General features: G+C 43.0%; 19 protein-coding genes. 12 read left to right on the forward strand and 7 right to left on the reverse strand.

Annotation, left to right across the window (positions count from 1 at the left end; genetic code table 11):
- Positions 1-4 precede the first annotated feature (4 nt).
- The 4 genes from LJ707_RS00810 to LJ707_RS00825 all read left to right on the forward strand — a co-directional run bounded on the left by LJ707_RS00810 (position 5) and on the right by LJ707_RS00825 (position 5,403).
- Complete coding sequence (locus tag LJ707_RS00810; protein ID WP_228948830.1) at positions 5-2,467, forward strand: bifunctional UDP-N-acetylmuramoyl-tripeptide:D-alanyl-D-alanine ligase/alanine racemase; 2,463 nt, start codon at positions 5-7, stop codon at positions 2,465-2,467.
- Positions 2,468-2,489: 22 nt separating this feature from the next.
- A complete protein-coding gene (locus LJ707_RS00815; RefSeq protein ID WP_228948831.1) occupies positions 2,490-3,107 on the forward strand; it encodes a DUF502 domain-containing protein in 618 nt (205 codons plus the stop codon).
- A gap of 75 nt (positions 3,108-3,182) precedes the next feature.
- On the forward strand, positions 3,183-4,667 hold the full coding sequence (locus LJ707_RS00820) for a sodium:solute symporter (RefSeq protein ID WP_228948832.1): 1,485 nt from the start codon (positions 3,183-3,185) through the stop codon (positions 4,665-4,667).
- Between the two features lie 28 nt (positions 4,668-4,695).
- The gene (locus tag LJ707_RS00825; protein WP_228948833.1) at positions 4,696-5,403 is read left to right on the forward strand and encodes a TIGR00730 family Rossman fold protein; all 708 of its coding nucleotides are present in this window, start codon (positions 4,696-4,698) and stop codon (positions 5,401-5,403) included.
- A 53-nt stretch (positions 5,404-5,456) separates the two neighbouring features.
- Here LJ707_RS00825 and LJ707_RS00830 read toward each other — a convergent pair whose 3' ends face one another.
- Positions 5,457-7,409 carry a TlpA disulfide reductase family protein gene (locus tag LJ707_RS00830; protein WP_228948834.1) on the reverse strand — a complete coding sequence of 651 codons (1,953 nt, stop codon included), beginning with the start codon at positions 7,407-7,409 and terminating at the stop codon, positions 5,457-5,459.
- 78 nt (positions 7,410-7,487) lie between these two features.
- On the opposite strand from LJ707_RS00830, the gene LJ707_RS00835 reads away from it, so the two are divergent.
- From LJ707_RS00835 to LJ707_RS00845, 3 genes are all read left to right on the forward strand, one after another.
- The gene (locus LJ707_RS00835; protein ID WP_228948835.1) at positions 7,488-8,744 is read left to right on the forward strand and encodes a TCR/Tet family MFS transporter; all 1,257 of its coding nucleotides are present in this window, start codon (positions 7,488-7,490) and stop codon (positions 8,742-8,744) included.
- Positions 8,745-8,819: 75 nt separating this feature from the next.
- Positions 8,820-9,437: a recombination mediator RecR gene (gene recR, locus LJ707_RS00840; protein ID WP_228948836.1), complete on the forward strand. Its 618-nt coding sequence runs from the start codon at positions 8,820-8,822 to the stop codon at positions 9,435-9,437.
- Positions 9,438-9,439: 2 nt separating this feature from the next.
- Positions 9,440-10,276 (forward strand): glycosyltransferase family 2 protein, encoded by an 837-nt coding sequence (locus LJ707_RS00845; protein ID WP_228948837.1) that lies wholly within the window; start codon positions 9,440-9,442, stop codon positions 10,274-10,276.
- Positions 10,277-10,327: 51 nt separating this feature from the next.
- Here LJ707_RS00845 and LJ707_RS00850 read toward each other — a convergent pair whose 3' ends face one another.
- Entirely contained in the window at positions 10,328-11,191 is an 864-nt protein-coding gene (locus tag LJ707_RS00850) for an SDR family oxidoreductase (RefSeq protein ID WP_228948838.1), read from the reverse strand.
- A 283-nt stretch (positions 11,192-11,474) separates the two neighbouring features.
- Here LJ707_RS00850 and trpD point away from each other — a divergent pair, with 283 nt between their 5' ends.
- The 4 genes from trpD to trpA all read left to right on the forward strand — a co-directional run bounded on the left by trpD (position 11,475) and on the right by trpA (position 15,134).
- Positions 11,475-12,464, forward strand: coding sequence for an anthranilate phosphoribosyltransferase (trpD, locus tag LJ707_RS00855; RefSeq protein ID WP_228948839.1), 990 nt, complete (start codon positions 11,475-11,477; stop codon positions 12,462-12,464).
- A gap of 2 nt (positions 12,465-12,466) precedes the next feature.
- The gene (locus LJ707_RS00860; RefSeq protein WP_228948840.1) at positions 12,467-13,087 is read left to right on the forward strand and encodes a phosphoribosylanthranilate isomerase; all 621 of its coding nucleotides are present in this window, start codon (positions 12,467-12,469) and stop codon (positions 13,085-13,087) included.
- Positions 13,088-13,092: 5 nt separating this feature from the next.
- Positions 13,093-14,274: a tryptophan synthase subunit beta gene (gene trpB / locus LJ707_RS00865; protein ID WP_228948841.1), complete on the forward strand. Its 1,182-nt coding sequence runs from the start codon at positions 13,093-13,095 to the stop codon at positions 14,272-14,274.
- An 83-nt stretch (positions 14,275-14,357) separates the two neighbouring features.
- Positions 14,358-15,134 (forward strand): tryptophan synthase subunit alpha, encoded by a 777-nt coding sequence (trpA, locus tag LJ707_RS00870; protein ID WP_228948842.1) that lies wholly within the window; start codon positions 14,358-14,360, stop codon positions 15,132-15,134.
- Here trpA and LJ707_RS00875 read toward each other — a convergent pair.
- From LJ707_RS00875 to LJ707_RS00895, 5 genes are all read right to left on the reverse strand, one after another.
- Positions 15,129-15,749 (reverse strand): L-threonylcarbamoyladenylate synthase, encoded by a 621-nt coding sequence (locus LJ707_RS00875; RefSeq protein ID WP_228948843.1) that lies wholly within the window; start codon positions 15,747-15,749, stop codon positions 15,129-15,131. The two genes, trpA and LJ707_RS00875, sit on opposite strands and share 6 nt — an antisense overlap.
- 90 nt (positions 15,750-15,839) lie before the next feature.
- The gene (locus LJ707_RS00880; RefSeq protein ID WP_228948844.1) at positions 15,840-16,373 is read right to left on the reverse strand and encodes a YceI family protein; all 534 of its coding nucleotides are present in this window, start codon (positions 16,371-16,373) and stop codon (positions 15,840-15,842) included.
- A gap of 207 nt (positions 16,374-16,580) precedes the next feature.
- Positions 16,581-17,774, reverse strand: coding sequence for an ADP-forming succinate--CoA ligase subunit beta (gene sucC, locus LJ707_RS00885; RefSeq protein WP_228948845.1), 1,194 nt, complete (start codon positions 17,772-17,774; stop codon positions 16,581-16,583).
- Between the two features lie 40 nt (positions 17,775-17,814).
- Positions 17,815-18,747 carry a hypothetical protein gene (locus LJ707_RS00890; protein ID WP_228948846.1) on the reverse strand — a complete coding sequence of 311 codons (933 nt, stop codon included), beginning with the start codon at positions 18,745-18,747 and terminating at the stop codon, positions 17,815-17,817.
- 208 nt (positions 18,748-18,955) lie between these two features.
- On the reverse strand, positions 18,956-19,474 hold the full coding sequence (locus LJ707_RS00895) for a hypothetical protein (protein ID WP_228948847.1): 519 nt from the start codon (positions 19,472-19,474) through the stop codon (positions 18,956-18,958).
- Positions 19,475-19,691: 217 nt separating this feature from the next.
- Here LJ707_RS00895 and LJ707_RS00900 point away from each other — a divergent pair, with 217 nt between their 5' ends.
- Positions 19,692-20,342, forward strand: coding sequence for an ABC transporter ATP-binding protein (locus LJ707_RS00900; protein ID WP_228948848.1), 651 nt, complete (start codon positions 19,692-19,694; stop codon positions 20,340-20,342).
- The last annotated feature ends 2 nt before the right edge of the window (positions 20,343-20,344 follow it).

The following is a 20,344-nucleotide window of genomic DNA, read 5'->3' on the forward strand; positions in this document are numbered from 1 at the left end:
TGTGATGTACAAAAGCAGGTATACAACTACTCAGGTAAAACAAATATTGAATGCCACCGGCGATGTGGTTAATGATAATAGTATCAGTTTATTAATAACCGATAGCCGCCGCATCAGTAACCCATCCGGCGGCTTATTTTTTGCTTTAAGCGGCAGGCGTAACGGGCACGAGTTTGTGGCCGAGGCTTATAATGCCGGCGTGCGTGATTTTGTGCTGAGTGCAAAGCCGCAAGGGTATTTCCCCGAAGCAAACCTGCTTATTGTGCCCGATGTGCTGGCAGCCTTACAGCAGTTGGCCGCGCATCACCGTGCGGCGTTTAATTTGCCGGTAGTAGGGGTAACGGGCAGCAACGGTAAAACCATTGTAAAAGAGTGGTTGTACCAACTGATGTCGCCCGACAGAAATATTGTGCGTAACCCCAAAAGCTACAACTCGCAGATTGGTGTACCACTATCTGTATGGCAAATTAACGAGAAGAATGACCTGGGTATATTTGAAGCCGGCGTATCAACCACCAGTGAAATGGATAAACTGGAAGCCATCATTCAGCCGGAGATAGGTGTGCTTACACATATTGGTTCGGCGCACGACGAAGGCTTTAGCAGTCGTGATGAAAAGGTTGCCGAAAAGCTGAAGTTGTTTAAGCATAGCCGCCTGCTGGTATATAATTACGAGCAAATGCTCGATTATAAAAAGCTCATAAGCACCCCTGAAACCTTTGTTTGGAGCCGTAAGTTCAATCAGGCTGATCTGTATGTGTTCAGTGAAGCGGTCATCGCCAAAAATTATTATATGCGCGCCGTGTATAAAGGGGCGGAGATAGAATGTATCATTCCGTTTCGTGATGAGGCCTCTATAGAGAACGCTATTATCTGCTGGGCAACTATGCTGGCCATGGGGTATGAACCCGCCGTTGCCGACGATCGGCTGGAGCGCCTCGCCCCGGTAAGTATGCGCCTCGAATTGAAAAATGGCATAAATGATTGCTCCATTATTGACGATACTTATAATTCCGACATACAATCCTTAGAGATAGCGCTTAACTTTTTGAGCCAGCAAAATCAACATCAAAAAAAGACGCTTATCCTGTCAGATATTTACCAGAGCGGCTTGCAGCAGGAGGTGTTATACAAGCAAGTAGCCGAACTGGTTAAAGCCAGCCAGGTCGACAAGTTTATCGGCATCGGCACGGCTATATCAGGCTACCGTGATGTGTTTGAGGTTGCCGAAAAGCAGTTTTACCCGGATACCACCGGTTTTTTAGCGCAACTGCAAACGCAGCATTACCGTAATGAAACCATATTGGTAAAAGGCTCGCGCAGTTTTGAGTTTGAGCGTATAAGCCGTGTGTTTGTACAAAAGGCGCACGAAACCGTGATGGAAATAAACCTTAACGCCATGCTTAACAACCTTAACTATTACCGCTCAAAACTTAATCCGGGAGTAAAGCTGATGGCTATGGTAAAGGCATTTTCGTACGGTAGCGGTACTTATGAGTTGGCCAACGTGTTGCAATACAATAAGGTTGATTATCTGGCTGTTGCTTATGCTGATGAAGGTGTGGCCCTGCGCCAGGCAGGTATCAGCCTGCCTATTGTGGTGCTTAATACCGAAGTTGGCGCTTTTGAAAAATTAACGGGTTTTAAGCTTGAGCCGGTTATTTACAGTTTTGGTTTGTTTGATGAATTCATTAAATATGTACAGGATAGTAACATATTTAATTATCCCGTACATATCAAGATAGATACGGGTATGCACCGACTTGGTTTTGAGAATTTTGAGGTAGAAACTTTGTGCGATCTGTTAGAGGAGAATCCTTACGTGCGTGTGCAGTCGGTATTCTCGCACCTGGTAGCCAGTGACGCGGTCCAGCATGACGAATTTTCGCTGAAGCAGATCAATTCGTTCGAGAAAGCTTATACTGATATTGAGGATGCGCTGGGGTACCGGGTGATCAAGCATATCTGCAATACGTCGGGTATTACCCGTTTCCCGAATGCGCAGTATGATATGGTGCGGCTGGGTATAGGGCTTTACGGGGTTGATGGCGCTATATCACCCGATGAAGGGGTGCTACAGCCTATTGCCACCTTAAAAACAAGCATATCGCAGGTGAAAAAAATTACGGCGGGCGAAACCGTAAGTTACATGCGTAACGGTAGTTTAACCAAAGATGGACGCATAGCAACAGTGCGTATAGGTTATGCCGATGGTTACCTGCGGGCATTTGGCAACGGGGTAGGGCGTATGCTGGTTAACGGCGTGCTGGCACCCACGGTAGGCAACATCACCATGGATATGTGTATGATAGATGTTAGCGAGGCAGAAGTAAAAGAAGGCGATGAAGTGATCGTATTTAATGATGAGTTACGTATTGAGGAACTGGCTAAACAGATAGGTACCATCCCATATGAAATACTGACCAATATTTCGCAAAGGGTAAAAAGAGTGTACTTTTACGAGTGATTTTGTTACTTAGCCCATTGCCATGAAAAAATTAATCGGTGCCATATTAAATTACTTTATCAAAGGCTTGCTTGTGGTGGTGCCTTTGGGCGCCGCTTTCTTTTTGATATTCTGGGCGGTGTCAAGCATTGATAATGCGCTTAATCTGAGCGGTATATTGTGGACAGATAAGCATGGCAAACCCATTTATATACCGGGTTTAGGCATCCTGAATGTTATTTTTATTATACTGATAGCGGGCATATTGGTAACCAACGTAATTACCGAACCCATAAAACGCTGGATGAGCCGCTGGCTTAACCGCTTACCGTTGTTCAAGTTTCTGTACTCATCAATAAAGGATCTGACCGAGGCTTTTGTAGGCGAGGAAAAGAAGTTCAGCGAACCGGTTTTGGTTGAGGTAAACGAGTTCGGGTTAAAAAAGATAGGCTTTTTGGTAAAGAAAGATCTGAGCGCTATTGACCTGCCGGGCGAGGTAGCCGTTTACTTTCCCCTGTCGTACTCATTTGCCGGGCAGGTGGTAATCATCCCGAATGATAAAGTGAAGCCTATTAACAGGAGCGCGGCAGAGGTAATGAAATTTGTAGTATCAGGCGGCGTAAGCGGGCTGGATGATCATCATGATAAAGTTTCAAAATAAAAGCATCATTGCTAAACTAACTGAAATTTTTATACATTCGGATGTTAACAGATTATATCTAAAAACAGCATCTGCATGGAACCGGGAATACTGCTTTCTTTTATCATAGGGTACTTTTTAGTACTGATATTGATCTCGTGGCTCACCTCACGCAACTCAGCCGATAACGATACCTTTTTTGTGGCCAACCGTAATTCAAAATGGTATTTGGTGGCATTTGGCATGATAGGTACGGCTTTAAGCGGCGTAACATTCATATCCGTACCGGGTAAGGTGGGCGCCGCCAGCGGAGATGAATTTGCATACTTTCAGTTTGTGCTGGGCAATGCTGTAGGTTTTATCATCATCGCCACAGTACTGCTGCCTTTGTACTACAGGCTCAAGTTAACCTCAATTTACAGTTACATTGAAAGTGCTTTAGGTACATGGAGTTATAAAACCGCCGCCGGTATATTTCTGATCAGCCGTACTATTGGCTCGGCGTTCAGATTGTATTTGGTAGTGATTGTTTTGCAGCGTTTTATATTTGATGCTTACCATGTGCCATTTGCGGCTACGGTGCTGATATGTTTGCTGCTGATATGGTCGTACACCTTTAAGGGCGGCTTAAAAACCATCATTATTACCGATAGTTTGCAAACGCTGTTCCTGGTATCGTCAGTGTTTTTATCTATCTATTTTATTTGTGATAGCCTTGATATGACCATCTTTCAGGCTGCCGACGAAATAGCCAAGAGCAGCTATTCCAAAATATTCTTTTTTGAGGATTTTATAACCAGCAAGTTCCATTTCAGCAAGCAGTTTCTGGGCGGTTTGTTCATCACCGTGGCCATGACGGGTTTGGATCAGGACCTGATGCAGAAGAACCTTAGTCTTAAAAACATCCACGAAGCGCAAAAAAATATGTTCAGTTTCACCAGTATTTTCGTGGTGATCAATATATTCTTTTTAAGCGTAGGCGCGTTGCTATACATCTATGCTAACAAATACGGTGTAACGGTCGAAAAAACAGATTACCTGTATCCAACCATTGCCCTTAATTACCTGGGTTTGGCACCGGCTATTGTGTTTATGCTGGGCTTAACGGCGGCAACCTTCGCCACTACCGATTCGGCACTGACGGCGCTAACCACCTCTTTCTGTGTCGATTTTTTGAACTTCAATAAAAAGGCGGATATCAACAGTAAAAAAATGGTGGCGTTAAGGCATTATGTGCACATTGGTTTTTCCGGTTTGATGTTTTTAACCATTATTATCTTTAATTCGATCAATAATGATGCGGTGGTGAGTGCTATATTCAAGGTCGCATCATATACCTACGGGCCGCTGCTGGGCTTATATTCATTTGGCTTGTTTATGAGTGGCAGGCAGGTGAATGATAAGCTGGTGCCCTTTATCTGTTTGATCTCGCCCGCGATCTGCTTTTACCTGAGCACCAATTCTGCCACGTTGTTTAATGGCTACGTATTTGATAACGAACTGATTATTGTTAACGGTTTAATAACCTTTGCCGGGTTGCTGTTAACCTCAAAGGCCAAAACAAAAGTGGCCGTTTTATAATTATAACTTCCTAAATATATATGTGATTATGACTGGTGATGAAAAAATAAGAAACGCCTTTGAGAACAAGAACTGGCCCGAGGTTAAGGTAACCGACTCGTGGCAGATATTTAAAATTATGGCCGAGTTTGTGGATGGGTTTGAAAAACTGGCCCGTATAGGCCCGTGTGTATCCATATTTGGTTCGGCGCGTACCAAAACCGATCATCCGTATTATGGCCTTGCTGAAGATATTGCCAGCCGCCTTACCGAACGTGGTTACGGTGTAATTACCGGCGGTGGCCCTGGTATTATGGAGGCCGGTAATAAAGGCGCTTATGAAGCAGGCGGCAAATCGGTTGGGTTAAACATTGAACTGCCCTTTGAACAATTCCATAATAAATATATCGACAGGGATAAGCTGCTTACATTTGATTATTTTTTTGTGCGCAAGGTAATGTTCATGAAGTATTCGCAGGGCTTTATTATTCTGCCCGGCGGTTTCGGTACAATGGACGAATCATTCGAGGCCATCACCCTGATACAAACCGGTAAGATAGCCCGTTTCCCCATCGTATTTGTTGGGCGCGATTACTGGAAGGGATTGTTTGATTGGGTGGAGGAGAAGATGCTGAACCAGGAAAATAACATTAGTCCGGATGATTTGAACCTGTACCGTGTGGTAGATACGGCTGAAGAAGCTACCGAACACATCTTTAGATTCTACGACAAGTATATGTTGAAGCCAAACTTCTAAAAACAAAAAAAGCGATAGTTGCCTATCGCTTTTTTTCTTAATACTACCGGTAATTATTTACCGGTTGATATAGCTTTTGATTTAATATCAGCTTTAGCGGCTGTTGGGCTGGCAAGCATATCTACCATGCTGCTTACCTCATTCAACACGCCTTCATCCGTTCCCGAAAAACCTACGTGCTTAAAGCGGATGTTGCCGGTTTGGTCGATAATAAATTTGGTTGGTATGCCTGTTACGTTGAATGATGATACCACTTTTGACTGACGGCCATCTGTGCCTTTTTCATCGATCAATACGTGGAAGGTATATTTATTATCGGCAATAAATTTTTTAACGCCCGGTACATAGTTATCGCCACTTTCCCAGGTATCAATAAACAGGAATTTAACGTTCGGGTTATCTTTGTATTTATTTACGGCTAATTGCATACCCGGGAACGATGCCTTACAAGGGCCGCACCAGGTTGCCCAAAAATCAATCACCACAACTTTACCTTTCAGGCTGGCTAATGATACCTCTTTGCCGTCAAAATCTTTCAGGGCAAAAGCAGGCGCTGTTTCGTTGATCATGGATTTGGCCAGTTCTTCGCGGGCTTTTTCTTTCGCTGCTTTATCAAATGCGCCAACATAAGCGTCAAAGCCGGTTTCGTTGCCTTTTTGTTTTATGTAGATCTTTTTAAGTTCGGCACGCAGGGCGGTTGAGCCTTTACCATCTTGTAATGATTTTTCGATGATCTCCTTCGCTTTGTCAGCTTGTCCGCTGGCTGAAAGAATCAACGCGTAATGTTCGGTAATTTCAGCATCAGGTGTCGGGGTACTGTCATAAACCTTTTGCTGGTATTTTAACGCCTCGGCATAATCGCCTTGTTTGTATTTAATAAAGGCATAAGTATCAGCAAACATATAGTATGATGCGCGGTTGTTGGTTTTTGCCTGCTTAACCGACTGAAACATGGCCGGTTTTGGGTTAGCATAAGCGGCATCCAGTATTTCAAGAGATTGCATTGAATACTTGGCAGCCTTTTCCAGGTTTTCACCCTTTTCGGCCATTGGCCAGGCAACACTGTTCAGAGCGCTTGCCAGGTTTGATTTATCTTTTATCTGCGCGGCATATTTTTGGTAGCCCGCATCATTACCGGCTTGTAAGTAGGCTGATGCCAATTGCATCCTGAAGTTATCGATAAGGCTTGCGTTATCCTTATTTTCAGGATATTTAGCCAGGTAATCGTTAAGTAAAGCTTCTTTTTTAGTCAGATCCTTTTCTTTATTAAAGGCCATACCTGCTTCATTTTTTGCAAACTCACCTTTTGTGAATTTTGCCTTTATTATGGCGTTTACTGAATCGGCTTGTGCAGTTTTACGCTGGCGTGAATACCAATTGCTCAAAGTCATCAGGTCTTTCTCATCCTTGCTTTTACCAAGGGCAGCCAATTTGCTGTCAACAACGGCTTTGTTAGCCGGGTCTTTAACAGACGACAGATACATCAGGTAATTAAGCAGGTGCTCTTTTTCACTTTTTGGGTATAAGGCAAATTCCTTTTTGTATAGTTCACCGGCACGGGCTATATCGGCATTTATCTTTCCAAAGTAATTACCCATGCCCGATTGTATGAGGTAAGCCTCATTAGCATAAGCACCCTCAACAGGCTTGCCGCCTTTATAAACTTCGTATATATAACCCTTACCACTGTTATTGTCAATATTTTGCCCATTGGCCAAACGCACAAAAAATGAGGTAGCCGTTGCAGGTACCGTAAACTCGCCTTTAAAAAGTTTGCCATCCTCGGTTAGCTCAACATCGCTCACCGGGTAAGTTTTTTCCAGGAAATGCACGGTAGCTTCCGGTTTGCCGCCCAGGTTTGCGCCTGTGGTATCATAAGTAAAGGTAATTTTTTGATTAGCAGCCGGGTTTGAGGCTGATAGCTTCAGCCTTTCGGCGGTTTGGGCAAAGGTGCTTTGTGCTAAAAGGGGTAGCAGTAAAGCGGATAAGAGTTTAAAGTTTTTCATGATAACTATAATTTTAGTCAAATTAAAAATTAAATAATTAATAACCAAAATTTTAATTGTACTTCATTACTTTGCACGATGGAAAAATCTGAAACTCAAAAACAACAGCGCGGTTTAATATTTATTTTTATTACGTTGTTGGTTGATGTTATCGGTTTGGCTATAGTTATACCGGTATTCCCAAAGCTTATCGAGAAGCTGATACATGGCAATGTAAGCCAGGCATCAAGCTATGCAGGGTGGTTACTGGTGGCTTATTCTATCATGCAGTTTTTGTTCTCGCCGTTTATAGGCAACCTGAGCGATAAATATGGTCGCAGGCCGGTGCTGTTATTATCATTACTCGGTTTCGGGGTCGATTATTTATTTTGCGCTTTCGCGCCAACCATAGGCTGGTTATTTTTGGGCCGGGTAATAGCCGGTATCACCGGTGCAAGTTTTACCACGGCATCAGCCTACATAGCTGATGTTAGCACACCCGAAAAACGCGCGCAAAACTTCGGGATGATCGGTGTAGCTTTCGGGTTAGGCTTTATTATCGGCCCGGTTTTGGGTGGCATACTCGGTAAAATTGATACGCAATATCCTTTTTACGCGGCGGCAGGGCTGGCTTTACTCAATGCGTTGTACGGTTACTTTGTACTGCCCGAATCATTAAGTAAAGAAAACCGCCGGGACTTTGATATTAAACGTGCTAATCCGATGGGGGCATTGCTGCAATTAAAAAAATACCCATCAGTAATAGGTTTAGCGTTATGCCTGTTCATCGTATACTTTGCCGGCCATGCCGTACAAAGCGTTTGGACATATTATACTATCGAGAAATTCAAGTGGAGTGAAGACCTTATCGGTTATTCGTTAGGTTTCATCGGTTTGATGATCGCCATCGTACAGGGTGGATTGATCCGCATTACTATACCCAAATTAGGGCAGGAGCGGAGCATATGGATGGGGCTGCTGCTGTATGCTGTGGGGATGCTTTTGTTCGGCCTTGCCAATAAAAGCTGGATGATGTTCGCCTTCATGATTCCTTATGCGCTGGGTGGTATTGCCGGGCCTGCTTTGCAGGGTATCATGACCAGCGAGGTACCGGCCAACGAGCAGGGCGAATTACAGGGCGGCCTTACCAGTTTAATGAGCCTGAGCTCCATATTCGGCCCGCTGTTCATGACGCAGGTATTCTCCTACTTTACCAGCGATAAGGCTCCCGTACATTTGCCCGGTGCACCATATTATGTGGCATCGGCACTCATGTTACTAAGCGTTTGGCTGGCTGTGCGCAGCTTTAAAAATGTGCATCATCATAGTAAACCGGCTGAAGTTATAGCGCCTTAATAATATTACATTACGCTTGCGGCAGTCTATTAATATTGATTAACGGCTTAGCTTAAAAATAGCTAATTTTGCAGCATGAATTTTTCTTCAAAACTACTGGAGGATGCCGTTGCAGAGTTTGCCAAACTACCGGGCGTGGGCCAAAAAACCGCGCTGCGTTTGGTATTGCACCTGCTTAACCAGGATAAGCCCGAGGTGGAGAAATTCAGCCGCAGCATCAGCAAACTGCGTAATGAGATACAGTTTTGCCGTGTTTGTCACAATATATCTGACACAAATGTTTGCGAAATATGTGCATCGCATAAGCGTGATAAAAGCCTGGTTTGCGTAGTAGAGGATACCCGCGATGTAATGGCCATTGAAAATACCAACCAATACAACGGCGTATACCATGTTTTAGGCGGATTGATATCGCCTATGGATGGTGTTGGCCCCTCAGATCTGCAAGTGGATACATTGGTTGAACGCCTTGCTGCAGGCGAGGTAAAGGAGATCATATTCGCCCTAAGCGCCACCATGGAGGGCGATACCACCATCTTCTATCTTAATAAACGTGTAAAACATTTTAATATAACTATCTCAACCATCGCCCGTGGCATAGCTTTTGGTGGTGAATTGGAGTACGTGGATGAAATTACGCTTGGCCGCTCTATTGCTACGCGCGTTCCGTACGAAAATTCGTTAACCCGGTAGTTATGAAGTTATCCGTAATAGTAGTTAACCACAATTTATGTATGTGGCTCAGGCAGTGCATCAGCTCTTTAGAAGCCGCCCGTAATGGTATTGACTGTGAGATAGTTGTGGTGGATAACGCCTCTGCCGATAAGTCGGTTGAAATGATGCAGTCAAAATTTCCGGGTGTGCGTTTAATAGAGAATGAAAAGAATGAGGGCATTGCCAGGGCACTTAATCAGGCTATTACATCATCATCAGGAGAGTATGTTTTTCTGGTCAGCCCAGATACAATAGTGAGCAAAGATACCCTGACCAAGGTGGTTGATTTTATGGACAGCCATACCGATGCTGCCGGTACAAGCGTACGCATGGTTACGCCGCAGGGGCATTTTATCCGTTCATCAAAATACGGATTGACCAAAAAATGGAACTTGCTGCTCAAATGGGCCGGCTTGTCAAAATACTTTGCCAAATCGCGTATAACATCATCAAACCATTCTCAGCCGGATGAATTTGAAACCGCCGAGATTGATGTACTTAACCGTTCATCAATGCTATTACGCCGCTCGGCATTAAATAAAGTGGGTTTGTTTGATGAACGTTTTGTCATGTTCGGTTACGATGTCGATCTGTCGTTCCGGTTAAAGGTAGAAGGGTTTAAAAACTACTACTTTCATAAAACCTATGTAATCAACTTTAATATAAAGCCCGTACAAAAATATACCTTTAGCTACCTCAAATATTATTACGGAGCCATGCTCGCTTTTATATCAAAGTATTTGTTTGAGGCGCCAAAACTTACGCTGGGGGCCCCCGTTAAAACACTATACACGCCACAATACGAAATAGAGCAATAACAAAAGCGGCTGTATTAAATATACAGCCGCTTTTGTTATATATGTTTTAAATTATCCATTTATTACTTCGCCGCCGTTAACGTGCAATATTTGCCCGGTAATGTATGAGGCATCATCAGAAGCAAGGAATACATATGCCGGCCCAACTTCAGATGGTTGCCCGGCACGGCCAAGCGGCACATCCTGTCCGAATTTTGATATTTTTTCGCCATCAAAAGTTGATACGATCAGTGGTGTCCAGATAGGGCCGGGAGCCACACCATTTACACGTATTTTTTTCTCGGCCACGCTTGTAGCCAGCGATCGTGTAAAGGTAGTTATGGCGCCTTTGGTTGCCGAATAATCTATTAATCCCGGTGATGAGCGATAAGCCGTTACCGATGTGGTATTAATGATAGAGTCGCCCTCTTTAAGGTATACCAGCGCGGCCTTAGCAAAATAAAAATAAGCGAATATATTGGTGCGGAAGGTGGTGTCTAACTGCTCATCACTAATGTCCTTCACATCCTCCTGCGGAAACTGCACCGCTGCGTTGTTAACCATTATATTTAGTTTGCCTAATTCATCAACGGTTTGTTTTACGGCGCTTTCGCAAAATGCACTATTCTTTACATCGCCTTTTATCAGCAAGCACTTGCGGCTTTCGGCTTGTACCAATTGTTGGGTTTCCTTTGCATCAGCATCTTCATCAAAGTAAACAATGGCCACGTCGGCACCTTCTTTAGCATAATGCACAGCTACTGCACGCCCAATGCCGCTATCGCCGCCGGTAATCAGGGCTACCTTGCCGTTAAGCTTTCCGGCTGCTTTATAATTGCTGTTAATGTATTCCGGTTTTGGGTCCATTTCATGCTCATTACCCGGCTGTCGTTCCTGCTTTTCATCGGGAGAAAATGTTATCTCTTTGTTTTCCATAGTATATGTTTTGTTATATCAGGAACAATTATATTGTGGTAGGGTTTCCTTTAAATAAAATATATTAATTATAAATATCTGTTTTGCTGTTTTAGGTTAGCCCAGATTATTTTTATAAAAATTGCATTTCAAAAAAATATTTACATATTTGTGCTGTAATGAAAACGATAATATTAAACAACAACTGGTGGTGGCTTAACGAGTAATCGTAAGGCAATTCCGTTTTTGTTTTTTTAATAATATTCAGGAGGGTTGCCACAAGGCAACCCTTTTTTGTTGGCACATGAAACAGATACTAAATCATTTATTTGAGCATAAAACCTTTAGCCGCGAGCAGTCAAAACAAATACTGACTGATATTGCGCAGGGTAAATACAATACATCGCAAATGGCCGCTTTCATGACGGCTTATTGCATGCGCAGCATCACCGTGAGCGAGTTAGAGGGCTTTCGCGATGCCATGCTGGAGCTTTGCCTGCCGGTAAACATTGAGCACGATACGCTGATTGATTTATGTGGTACCGGCGGTGATGGTAAGGACACCTTCAATATCTCCACGCTGGCCTCATTTGTTGTAGCAGGAGCGGGGTACAAGGTAGCCAAGCACGGTAACTATGGCGTTTCATCAGGCTGTGGCTCATCAAATGTAATGGAATACCTGGGCTACCGGTTCACCAGTGATATGGATACCCTGAAACGTAATGTTGATGAGGCCAATATCTGCTTTTTGCATGCCCCGCTGTTTCACCCGGCCATGAAAACCGTTGCGCCTATCCGCCGCGAACTGGGGGTGAAAACATTTTTTAATATGCTGGGTCCGCTGGTTAACCCGGCGAAGCCGAAAAATCAGTTAGTAGGTGTTTTTAACCTTGAACTGGCAAGGGTGTATGCTTATTTGTACCAGCAATCAAAAGCTAAATACACTATTGTAAACGCTTTGGATGGTTATGACGAGGTATCGTTAACCGGCGACTTCAAAACCTTTTCGGCCGATGGTGAAAAGATAAATGATATTGAAAGCCTCGGCTTTGAACGTTTGGATGCGGCTGAAATAGCGGGAGGCCATACTGTTGCCGACTCGGCAGCTATATTTACCGGTGTACTTACCGGTGAAGGTACAACAGCTCAAAACAATGTGGTTTTATGCAATGCCGCACTGGCCATCCGTACCATCCACCCTGAAAAGAGCTTCGCCGACTGTTACTACGAAGCTGAAGAAGCATTGCATAGCAAACGCGCGCTTAATAGTTTTAAACGCTTAATTGAAAACTAAAGGTGAAAATTAAGGTTTGCGGTTTAAAGATTCCGGATAATATAAGTGAAGTTGCAGTATTGCAGCCCGATTATATGGGGTTTATATGTTACGACAGATCGCCAAGGTATATTGATGAACTTGAGGCGGATGATTTGAATGATGTTCCCGTAAATATTATCAGAACAGGAGTTTTTGTTAATGAAGATGCCGATCAGATCAATGGGCTGATCGAAAAATATAACTTTAAAGCTATCCAGCTACATGGCAGCGAAACACCTGAGTTTTGTGCGCAGTTTAAAGGCAGGGTGCAGGTAATAAAGGCTTTTGGTATAGATGTTCATTTTGATTTTGACACGCTTAAACCTTACGAAAATGTGTTGGACATATTTTTGTTCGATACCAAAACCGCGGCACATGGGGGCTCAGGCAAAACGTTTGACTGGCAGGTGTTAAAGAATTATACACTCCATGTACCATTCTTCCTTTCAGGTGGCATTGGTTTAGAGAACCTGGAAGAAGTGAAAAAGATCGATCACCCGCAGTTAGCCGGGCTTGATCTGAACAGTCGCTTTGAGCTATCGCCCGGAAATAAAGATATAAATAAGCTGAAACAGGCTTTTGAAATAATTAAGCAACTATAATGCACATGAAATACGGAGTTGATGAACATGGTTATTACGGCGATTTTGGCGGAGCCTACATTCCCGAAATGCTGTACCCCAATATTGAGGCCTTGCGCGCACAGTACCTCAAAGTACTGGATGATGATGATTTTAAAGCTGAGTACGATCAGTTATTGAAAGATTATGTTGGCCGCCCTTCGCCATTGTACCATGCCAAACGTTATTCAGAAAAATATGGCGCTAATATTTTTTTCAAGCGCGAGGATCTGAACCACACCGGCTCGCACAAAATAAACAATGCCATCGGGCAGATACTGCTTGCTGAGCGTCTTGGCAAAAAACGCATCATTGCTGAAACAGGTGCCGGGCAGCATGGTGTGGCAACGGCTACCGTTTGCGCATTAAAAGGCCTGGAGTGCGTGGTATACATGGGCGAGATAGACATGGAACGCCAGGCACCGAACGTTGCCCGTATGAAGATGTTGGGTGCAAAGGTAGTGCCTGCCACATCAGGCAGTAAAACATTAAAAGATGCCACCAATGAAGCCCTGCGCGACTGGATAGGTAATCCGGAAGATACACACTACATCATCGGCTCGGCAGTAGGGCCGTACCCTTACCCGGAAATGGTGGCCAAGTTTCAGTCCATCATTTCATTCGAAGCTAAAAAACAATTGCTGGAGCAAACCGGCAGTGAGTTGCCGCAATATGTACTGGCTTGTGTTGGCGGTGGAAGTAATGCCATCGGTATGTTCTATAACTTCCTTGATGATGAAACGGTAAAACTAATAGCCGTTGAGGCTGCGGGAAAAGGTGTTGAAACCGGGCATTCGGCTGCTACTACATCGTTAGGTAAAGAGGGGGTATTGCATGGTACCCGTACCATTTTAATGCAAACTGACGACGGGCAGGTGGTTGAACCATACTCTATCTCTGCCGGACTGGATTATCCGGGCATTGGCCCGCAACACGCGCATCTGTTCAAAGTAAATCGCGCTGAATATGTAAGCGCTACGGATGATGAGGCATTGAATGCCGGTTTATTAGCTTGCCAGTTAGAAGGCATCATCCCGGCAATTGAAAGCGCTCACGCGTTGGCTCACCTCGAAAAAATGACATTCAACCCCGGCGATAATGTAGTGATCTGCCTGTCAGGCCGTGGTGATAAGGATCTGGATACGTACATAAAACACTTTGGATATTAATTGATCAGCATATAGTTAATGGTTCACAGATCATAGCCAAAAACGGCCATGAACCATGAACTATCAACCATGAACTACACATAATGAACCGTTTACAAACTCTTTTCGCGAATAAAAAAAACAACCTGTTATCTATCTATTTTACGGCGGGTTATCCTGAACTGAACACCACACTTGATATTGCCGTGGCGCTGGAACAGTCCGGGGCCGACTTTCTGGAAATAGGCTTCCCGTACTCTGATCCGGTGGCTGATGGACCTACTATTCAGCAAAGTTCAGAAAAAGCACTGGAGAACGGCATGACGCTGAATGTGTTGTTTGAACAGTTAAAGCAGTTGCGCGAACGTGTAACTATCCCGGTTTTACTGATGGGTTATATCAACCCGATTGTGCAGTACGGCATCGAACGTTTTTGCAAAAAAGCCGCCGAAGTAGGGGTGGACGGAGTGATCGTACCTGACCTGCCTATTTACGAATACGAAAAACTATATGCCGATACCTTTAAGCAGAATAACCTAAGCAATATATTCCTGGTAACACCCAACACCAGCGAGGAGCGTATCCGCAAAATTGACAGGTTGAGCAACAGTTTTATTTACCTGCTGTCATCATCATCAATTACCGGTAGTACGTTAAATGTGTCAACTTCTATTGAGGATTATTACAAGCGTATCAAGGCTATGGAGCTGGATAACCCGACCATTATAGGCTTTGGTATATCAAATAATGCGTCTTACAACAAAGCTTGTGAGTACGCCAATGGCGCTATTGTAGGCAGCGCGTTTGTTAAGCATCTGGCTACGGATAATCACCTGCAAACCATCCCCGATTTCATAAATAATATTCGACCAAAATTATAGATAAAGCTCAAGATCACCTTTACCCTCGCGGATCACTTCAAAGTCGCCCGAGGTACAGTCTATAACGGTAGAGGCAAGGTTACCGCCGTATCCGCCATCGATCACCAGGTCAACAAGGTCCTCATATTTTTCGTGGATCAGTTCCGGGTCGGTAGAGTATTCCATGATCTCGTCCTCATCCTTAATTGAGGTTGATAGGATTGGGTTCCCCAACATACGGACTATTTCGCGGGCTATGCTGTTATCAGGCACACGTATACCCACTGTTTTCTTGTTAGAGCTTAGCAGTTTAGGCACCGCGTGGCTGGCATTAAAAATAAAGGTGAATGGCCCCGGCAGCGCCTTTTTTAACACCCTGAAGGTGGTGTTATCAATTGGCTTTATATAATCGGATATATGGCTCAGATCATAGCAGATGAATGAGAAGTTAGCCTTTTCGGGCTTGATGTTACGCAGGCGGGCAATACGCTCAATAGCCTTATGGTTGGTAATATCGCAACCCAAACCGTAAACGGTATCAGTAGGGTAGATGATGATGCCCCCCTTACGCAGCACCTGTACCACCTGTTCAATGGCCTTTTCGTTCGGGTTTTCGGGATATATTTTGATTAGCATGTAAGTAAAGCAAATATATGGCTAAAAAGGTTTTAAAAAGCAAAAAGCCACCTGCAAAGCAGGTGGCTCCAATATATTAGTGCCGAAAATTTATTTCTGTTTTGCGAACTGTACGTTGGCGATCAGTTTAATGTCTTCGCCAACAACAATTGAGCCTGCTTCGGTTACGCCATCCCAGGTTAAGCCAAACTCTTTACGGTTAATTTTGCCGGTTACTTCAAAGCCTGCTTTGGTATTGCCATAAAAGTCATCAGCCGAACCACCGAATTCAACATTCAGCGTTACCGGTTTGGTAATACCTTTAACGGTCAGGTCGCCTTCGGCCACATACTCGTCATCACCCTTAGCGGTTAAGCTGGTTGATTTAAAAGTGATCTTAGGATATTGTTCAGCGTCAAAAAAATCAGCGCCTTTAAGGTGACCATCACGTTGCTCCTGGTTAGTGTCAATTGAGTTAACATCTAATGAAAATTCAACAGTACCGTTAGCAATGTCATCGCCCTCGGTTGTTAATGTACCTTCAAAGTTTTTGAATGAACCTGTTACAGTTGAAATTACAAGGTGTTTAACTTTAAACTGTACTTCTGAGTGGGTAGGATCTAATGTCCAAATTGTAGTTGCCATGATTGTATGTGATTTATTTTTTTTATTTACTTGTTGATTAACAGAACAAATATACAAATAGATGTTTAAACATGTAATTTATATTTACCTTCTGACACTTTGCAGACAATGTATGTTTAAACGTGCAATCACTCAACTTGTTTTAAAATTTTTGATAACAAAAAAGGGGACAATCGTCCCCTTAAATATTTGTTGTTTAACGAGTTGTTAATTTGCTAAAACTTCTTTAACACGTTCAGCAGCTTCTTTCAGCAAAATGGCTGAGAATACTTTGAGGCCTGAGTTATCGATCAGTTCTTTCGCTTCGGCAGCGTTGGTGCCTTGCAAACGAACAATGATCGGCACCGGGATGTTACCTATCTCATTATAAGCATCAATTACACCTTGTGCCACACGGTCGCAACGTACAATACCACCAAAAATGTTGATCAGGATAGCCCTGACATTAGGATCTTGTAGTATGATGTTAAAACCGGCCTTAACGGTTTGCGCGTTAGCGGTACCACCTACATCCAAAAAGTTGGCAGGCTCGCCACCGGCAATTTTGATGATATCCATAGTAGCCATAGCTAAACCGGCACCATTAACCATACAGCCTACGTTACCATCAAGCTTAACATAGTTAAGGTTTGATTTACTGGCTTCAACCTCGGTTGGATCTTCTTCGGTTACATCGCGCAGGGCGGCATAATCCGGGTGGCGGTACAGCGCGTTATCGTCAAGGTTTACCTTAGCGTCAACAGCTAATATTTTATTGTCAGATGTTTTTAAAACCGGGTTGATCTCAAACATTGACGAATCAGTAGCGATATATGCTTTGTATAAAGCGGTGATGAATTTGGTCATGTCCTTAAAGGCATCGCCTGAAAGGCCCAGGTTAAAGGCAATTTTACGTGCCTGAAAACCCTGTAAACCAACTTTAGGATCAATCTCTTCTTTAAATATTTTTTCAGGCGTGTGCTCAGCAACCTCTTCAATGTCCATACCACCTTCGGTTGAGTACATGATGATGTTGCGGCCTTTAGCGCGGTCAAGCAAAACACTTACATAAAACTCTTTAGTTTCGCTTTCGCCGGGATAATAAACGTCCTGGGCTACTAATACCTTGTTAACCTTTTTACCTTCCGGACCGGTTTGCGGGGTAACCAACTGCATACCAATGATAGCGCCGGCTTTTTCCTTAACCTCGTCAAGATTTTTTGCCAGTTTTACACCACCGCCTTTACCGCGGCCGCCTGCATGAATTTGTGCTTTTACCACAACCCAGTCTGAGTTGTACTCATCTTTAAGCTTTTGTGCCGCCTCAACAGCCTGATCTGCAGTGTCGGCAACAATGCCTTCCTGAACTCTTACACCAAAGCTTTTTAAGATGGCTTTACCCTGATATTCGTGAATGTTCATGTTCTAAATCGTATTTGCGGTAAATCTACACTTTTTTGCTTTAAATGGTAGTTTGATGGTCTATTAAGTTGTTTTTGTGTAATTGTGGTGATAAAACATCTATTTCATAAGGCAGGTTGCGTTTTTTAGAGTGAAGCACATCTATAAGTATGGTAATACAAATGAGTGTCCATAAGCACAGCATGCCGTACAGTTGAATATTAATATTATAAGGCAATAAAACAATACCAACCTTTTCAAAAGTTAAGATGCTTACCACACGCACACCTACAGCATATATTATAGCTATGATAATTGCTATGCGCATCCAACTTAACGCAATTGTTTTTTTGATAAAGTTGTATAACAAACTGTAGTCAATAAAGGCCATGTATACAATTCCGTTTACTATAAAATTTATATTGAAGAATAGTAAATTGATCAGATGAAAACCGGCTGCCATAAGCAACCACGTTTGCCAGGCTTTACGAGAGTATAAAAGTGCTGCAAAGGGCATTAGTTCAAACAGCACTCCTGTAAAGTCCATTATTTTAAAAAGCCAGAACGGTGCCGTTTTAAGTAACGGAGCCAGTATTGGCTGACGCTGATAATTGTACAAGGAGTTATAAAACCAACGTGCTGACCCATTAGAGCTGAGGTCAAAATTAATCCAGTTTATAGCTTTTTCAAAACCTGCTGTAAAGTATCCAAAGCAAATTAAAACGGCGAGTAGTGAAAGGCATTTAGTCGTCGAGTCAAACTTTGCCGGTCTGTCTGGCCACAGTGCAAGCTTTAGGCCCCAGCCTGAGAAGGACATACACGCCAGCATTGCCGGTAGCAATATCTCATGATCTATTTTACCAAACGAATACTGATAATTTAATACTCCTACCTTTGTTATGATAAATACAAACACCGCAATGCGCGGCTTAATTCCAAGAGTAATGGCTACAATACTCGCAATCAATGTAAAATCAGCAATAAATAGTATCACCTCGCCGGGAAAGTTATCAGCAAATAAGTTGATAATGCTTAATACGGGTGGTATGAAAAATGCTTTAGGCAGATCTGCCATCCAGGCATAGTTAGGCGTAACAATAAATAACAGAAAAACGCCTGTTAATATCCTGAAAACTGATAATGAATAAATATTTGCGTTAGTTGAATTAACCGCCGCACTCCAAAATTTTGTATTAATATTATTAATCCAAAGCATAATATTTCTCATTCTTAAGTTCCCTTTCTAAAATTTCTCCGTTAATTGTTGATATGGTATGCGAATAGGTGGCTACCTTTATTTGAGAGGTTTGGTAGTTGTTTTTCTCAAGCCGTTCTTGTATCCACGTTCGTAATTCAGTTAAGTCCTGGGGTGTAGATTCATCATTTTGAGATCTGAACAGGTAGTTAACCACAGGGTACTTGCCATTAAAAAGCTTAGGCTTAGCTTTTTTAAATCCCATATCCTTATATATTAAATTGGTTAAATAAGGGGCAGGTGCGGGGTACATAAAATTTCTGGGCTCAACAAGCCGCCATTGTCCGTGTTTATTTTGGGCAAATAATTGTTTAATCTCAACCTTGATTTTTCCTTGAATGGATTTAACGGTTTGTGGCCCGGATGGAAAAAGTATAGCCGGGTAAGGCTCATACCTCATTAGCCTTAATAAAAAAGGAACTAACAGGCAGATAAATAAAATTGTAGTGAATTTTACCGAATACATGTTGTTGGTTTAGGTTAAAAACTGTGAATTAGTATGCGCTATTTACAGTTAACAGTCGGTTCAGTTAATGTTGTTTATTTATTGGTTATATTAAAGTTATATAATATAAACTATAAATCAATGGTTAAATATTTTTGTTTTTTTAGATTACATCTGAAAGGGTGTTCATTTTGGCTTTTTCCTGATTTAAATCATTATAACAATTACCTTTGCCCATATGCTTACAGCGCGATCAATTCATAAAAAATACGGCACGCTCGAAATTTTAAAGGGAGTGGATATTGAGGTTAATAAAGGCGAGATAGTTACCATTCTTGGGGCATCAGGCGCGGGCAAAAGTACGCTGCTCAATATTTTAGGCACGCTTGACAGGCCCGACTCAGGCAATATCCATATTAATAACATCGAGGTAAGCCGTTTAAGCAATAAGCATTTAAGCGCCTTTCGTAACCGCTATATTGGTTTCATATTTCAGTTTCACCATTTATTGGCCGAATTTTCGGCTATTGAAAATGTGTGTATCCCGGCGTTTATTGCCGGTACCTCAAAGCACGATGCCGAAAATCGCGCTACTGAATTATTAGAGCGCCTTGGCCTTGCCGACAGGCTGCACCATAAGCCGAGCCAATTATCAGGAGGAGAGCAGCAGCGTGTGGCCGTGGCCCGTGCACTGGTTAATAACCCGGCGCTAATTTTTGCTGATGAGCCATCAGGAAACCTCGATTCAACCAACGCACGCGAACTGCACGAACTATTTGTGAAATTACGCAATGAATTTGACCAAACCTTTGTGATCGTAACGCATAATGAGGACCTGGCTGCCCTGTCAGACCGTAAGGTGATCATGAAGGATGGTTTGATACAATAATA

Source organism: Mucilaginibacter sp. UR6-1 (assembly GCF_020880975.1).
In the GTDB taxonomy this organism is placed as follows: Bacteria; Bacteroidota; Bacteroidia; order Sphingobacteriales; family Sphingobacteriaceae; genus Mucilaginibacter.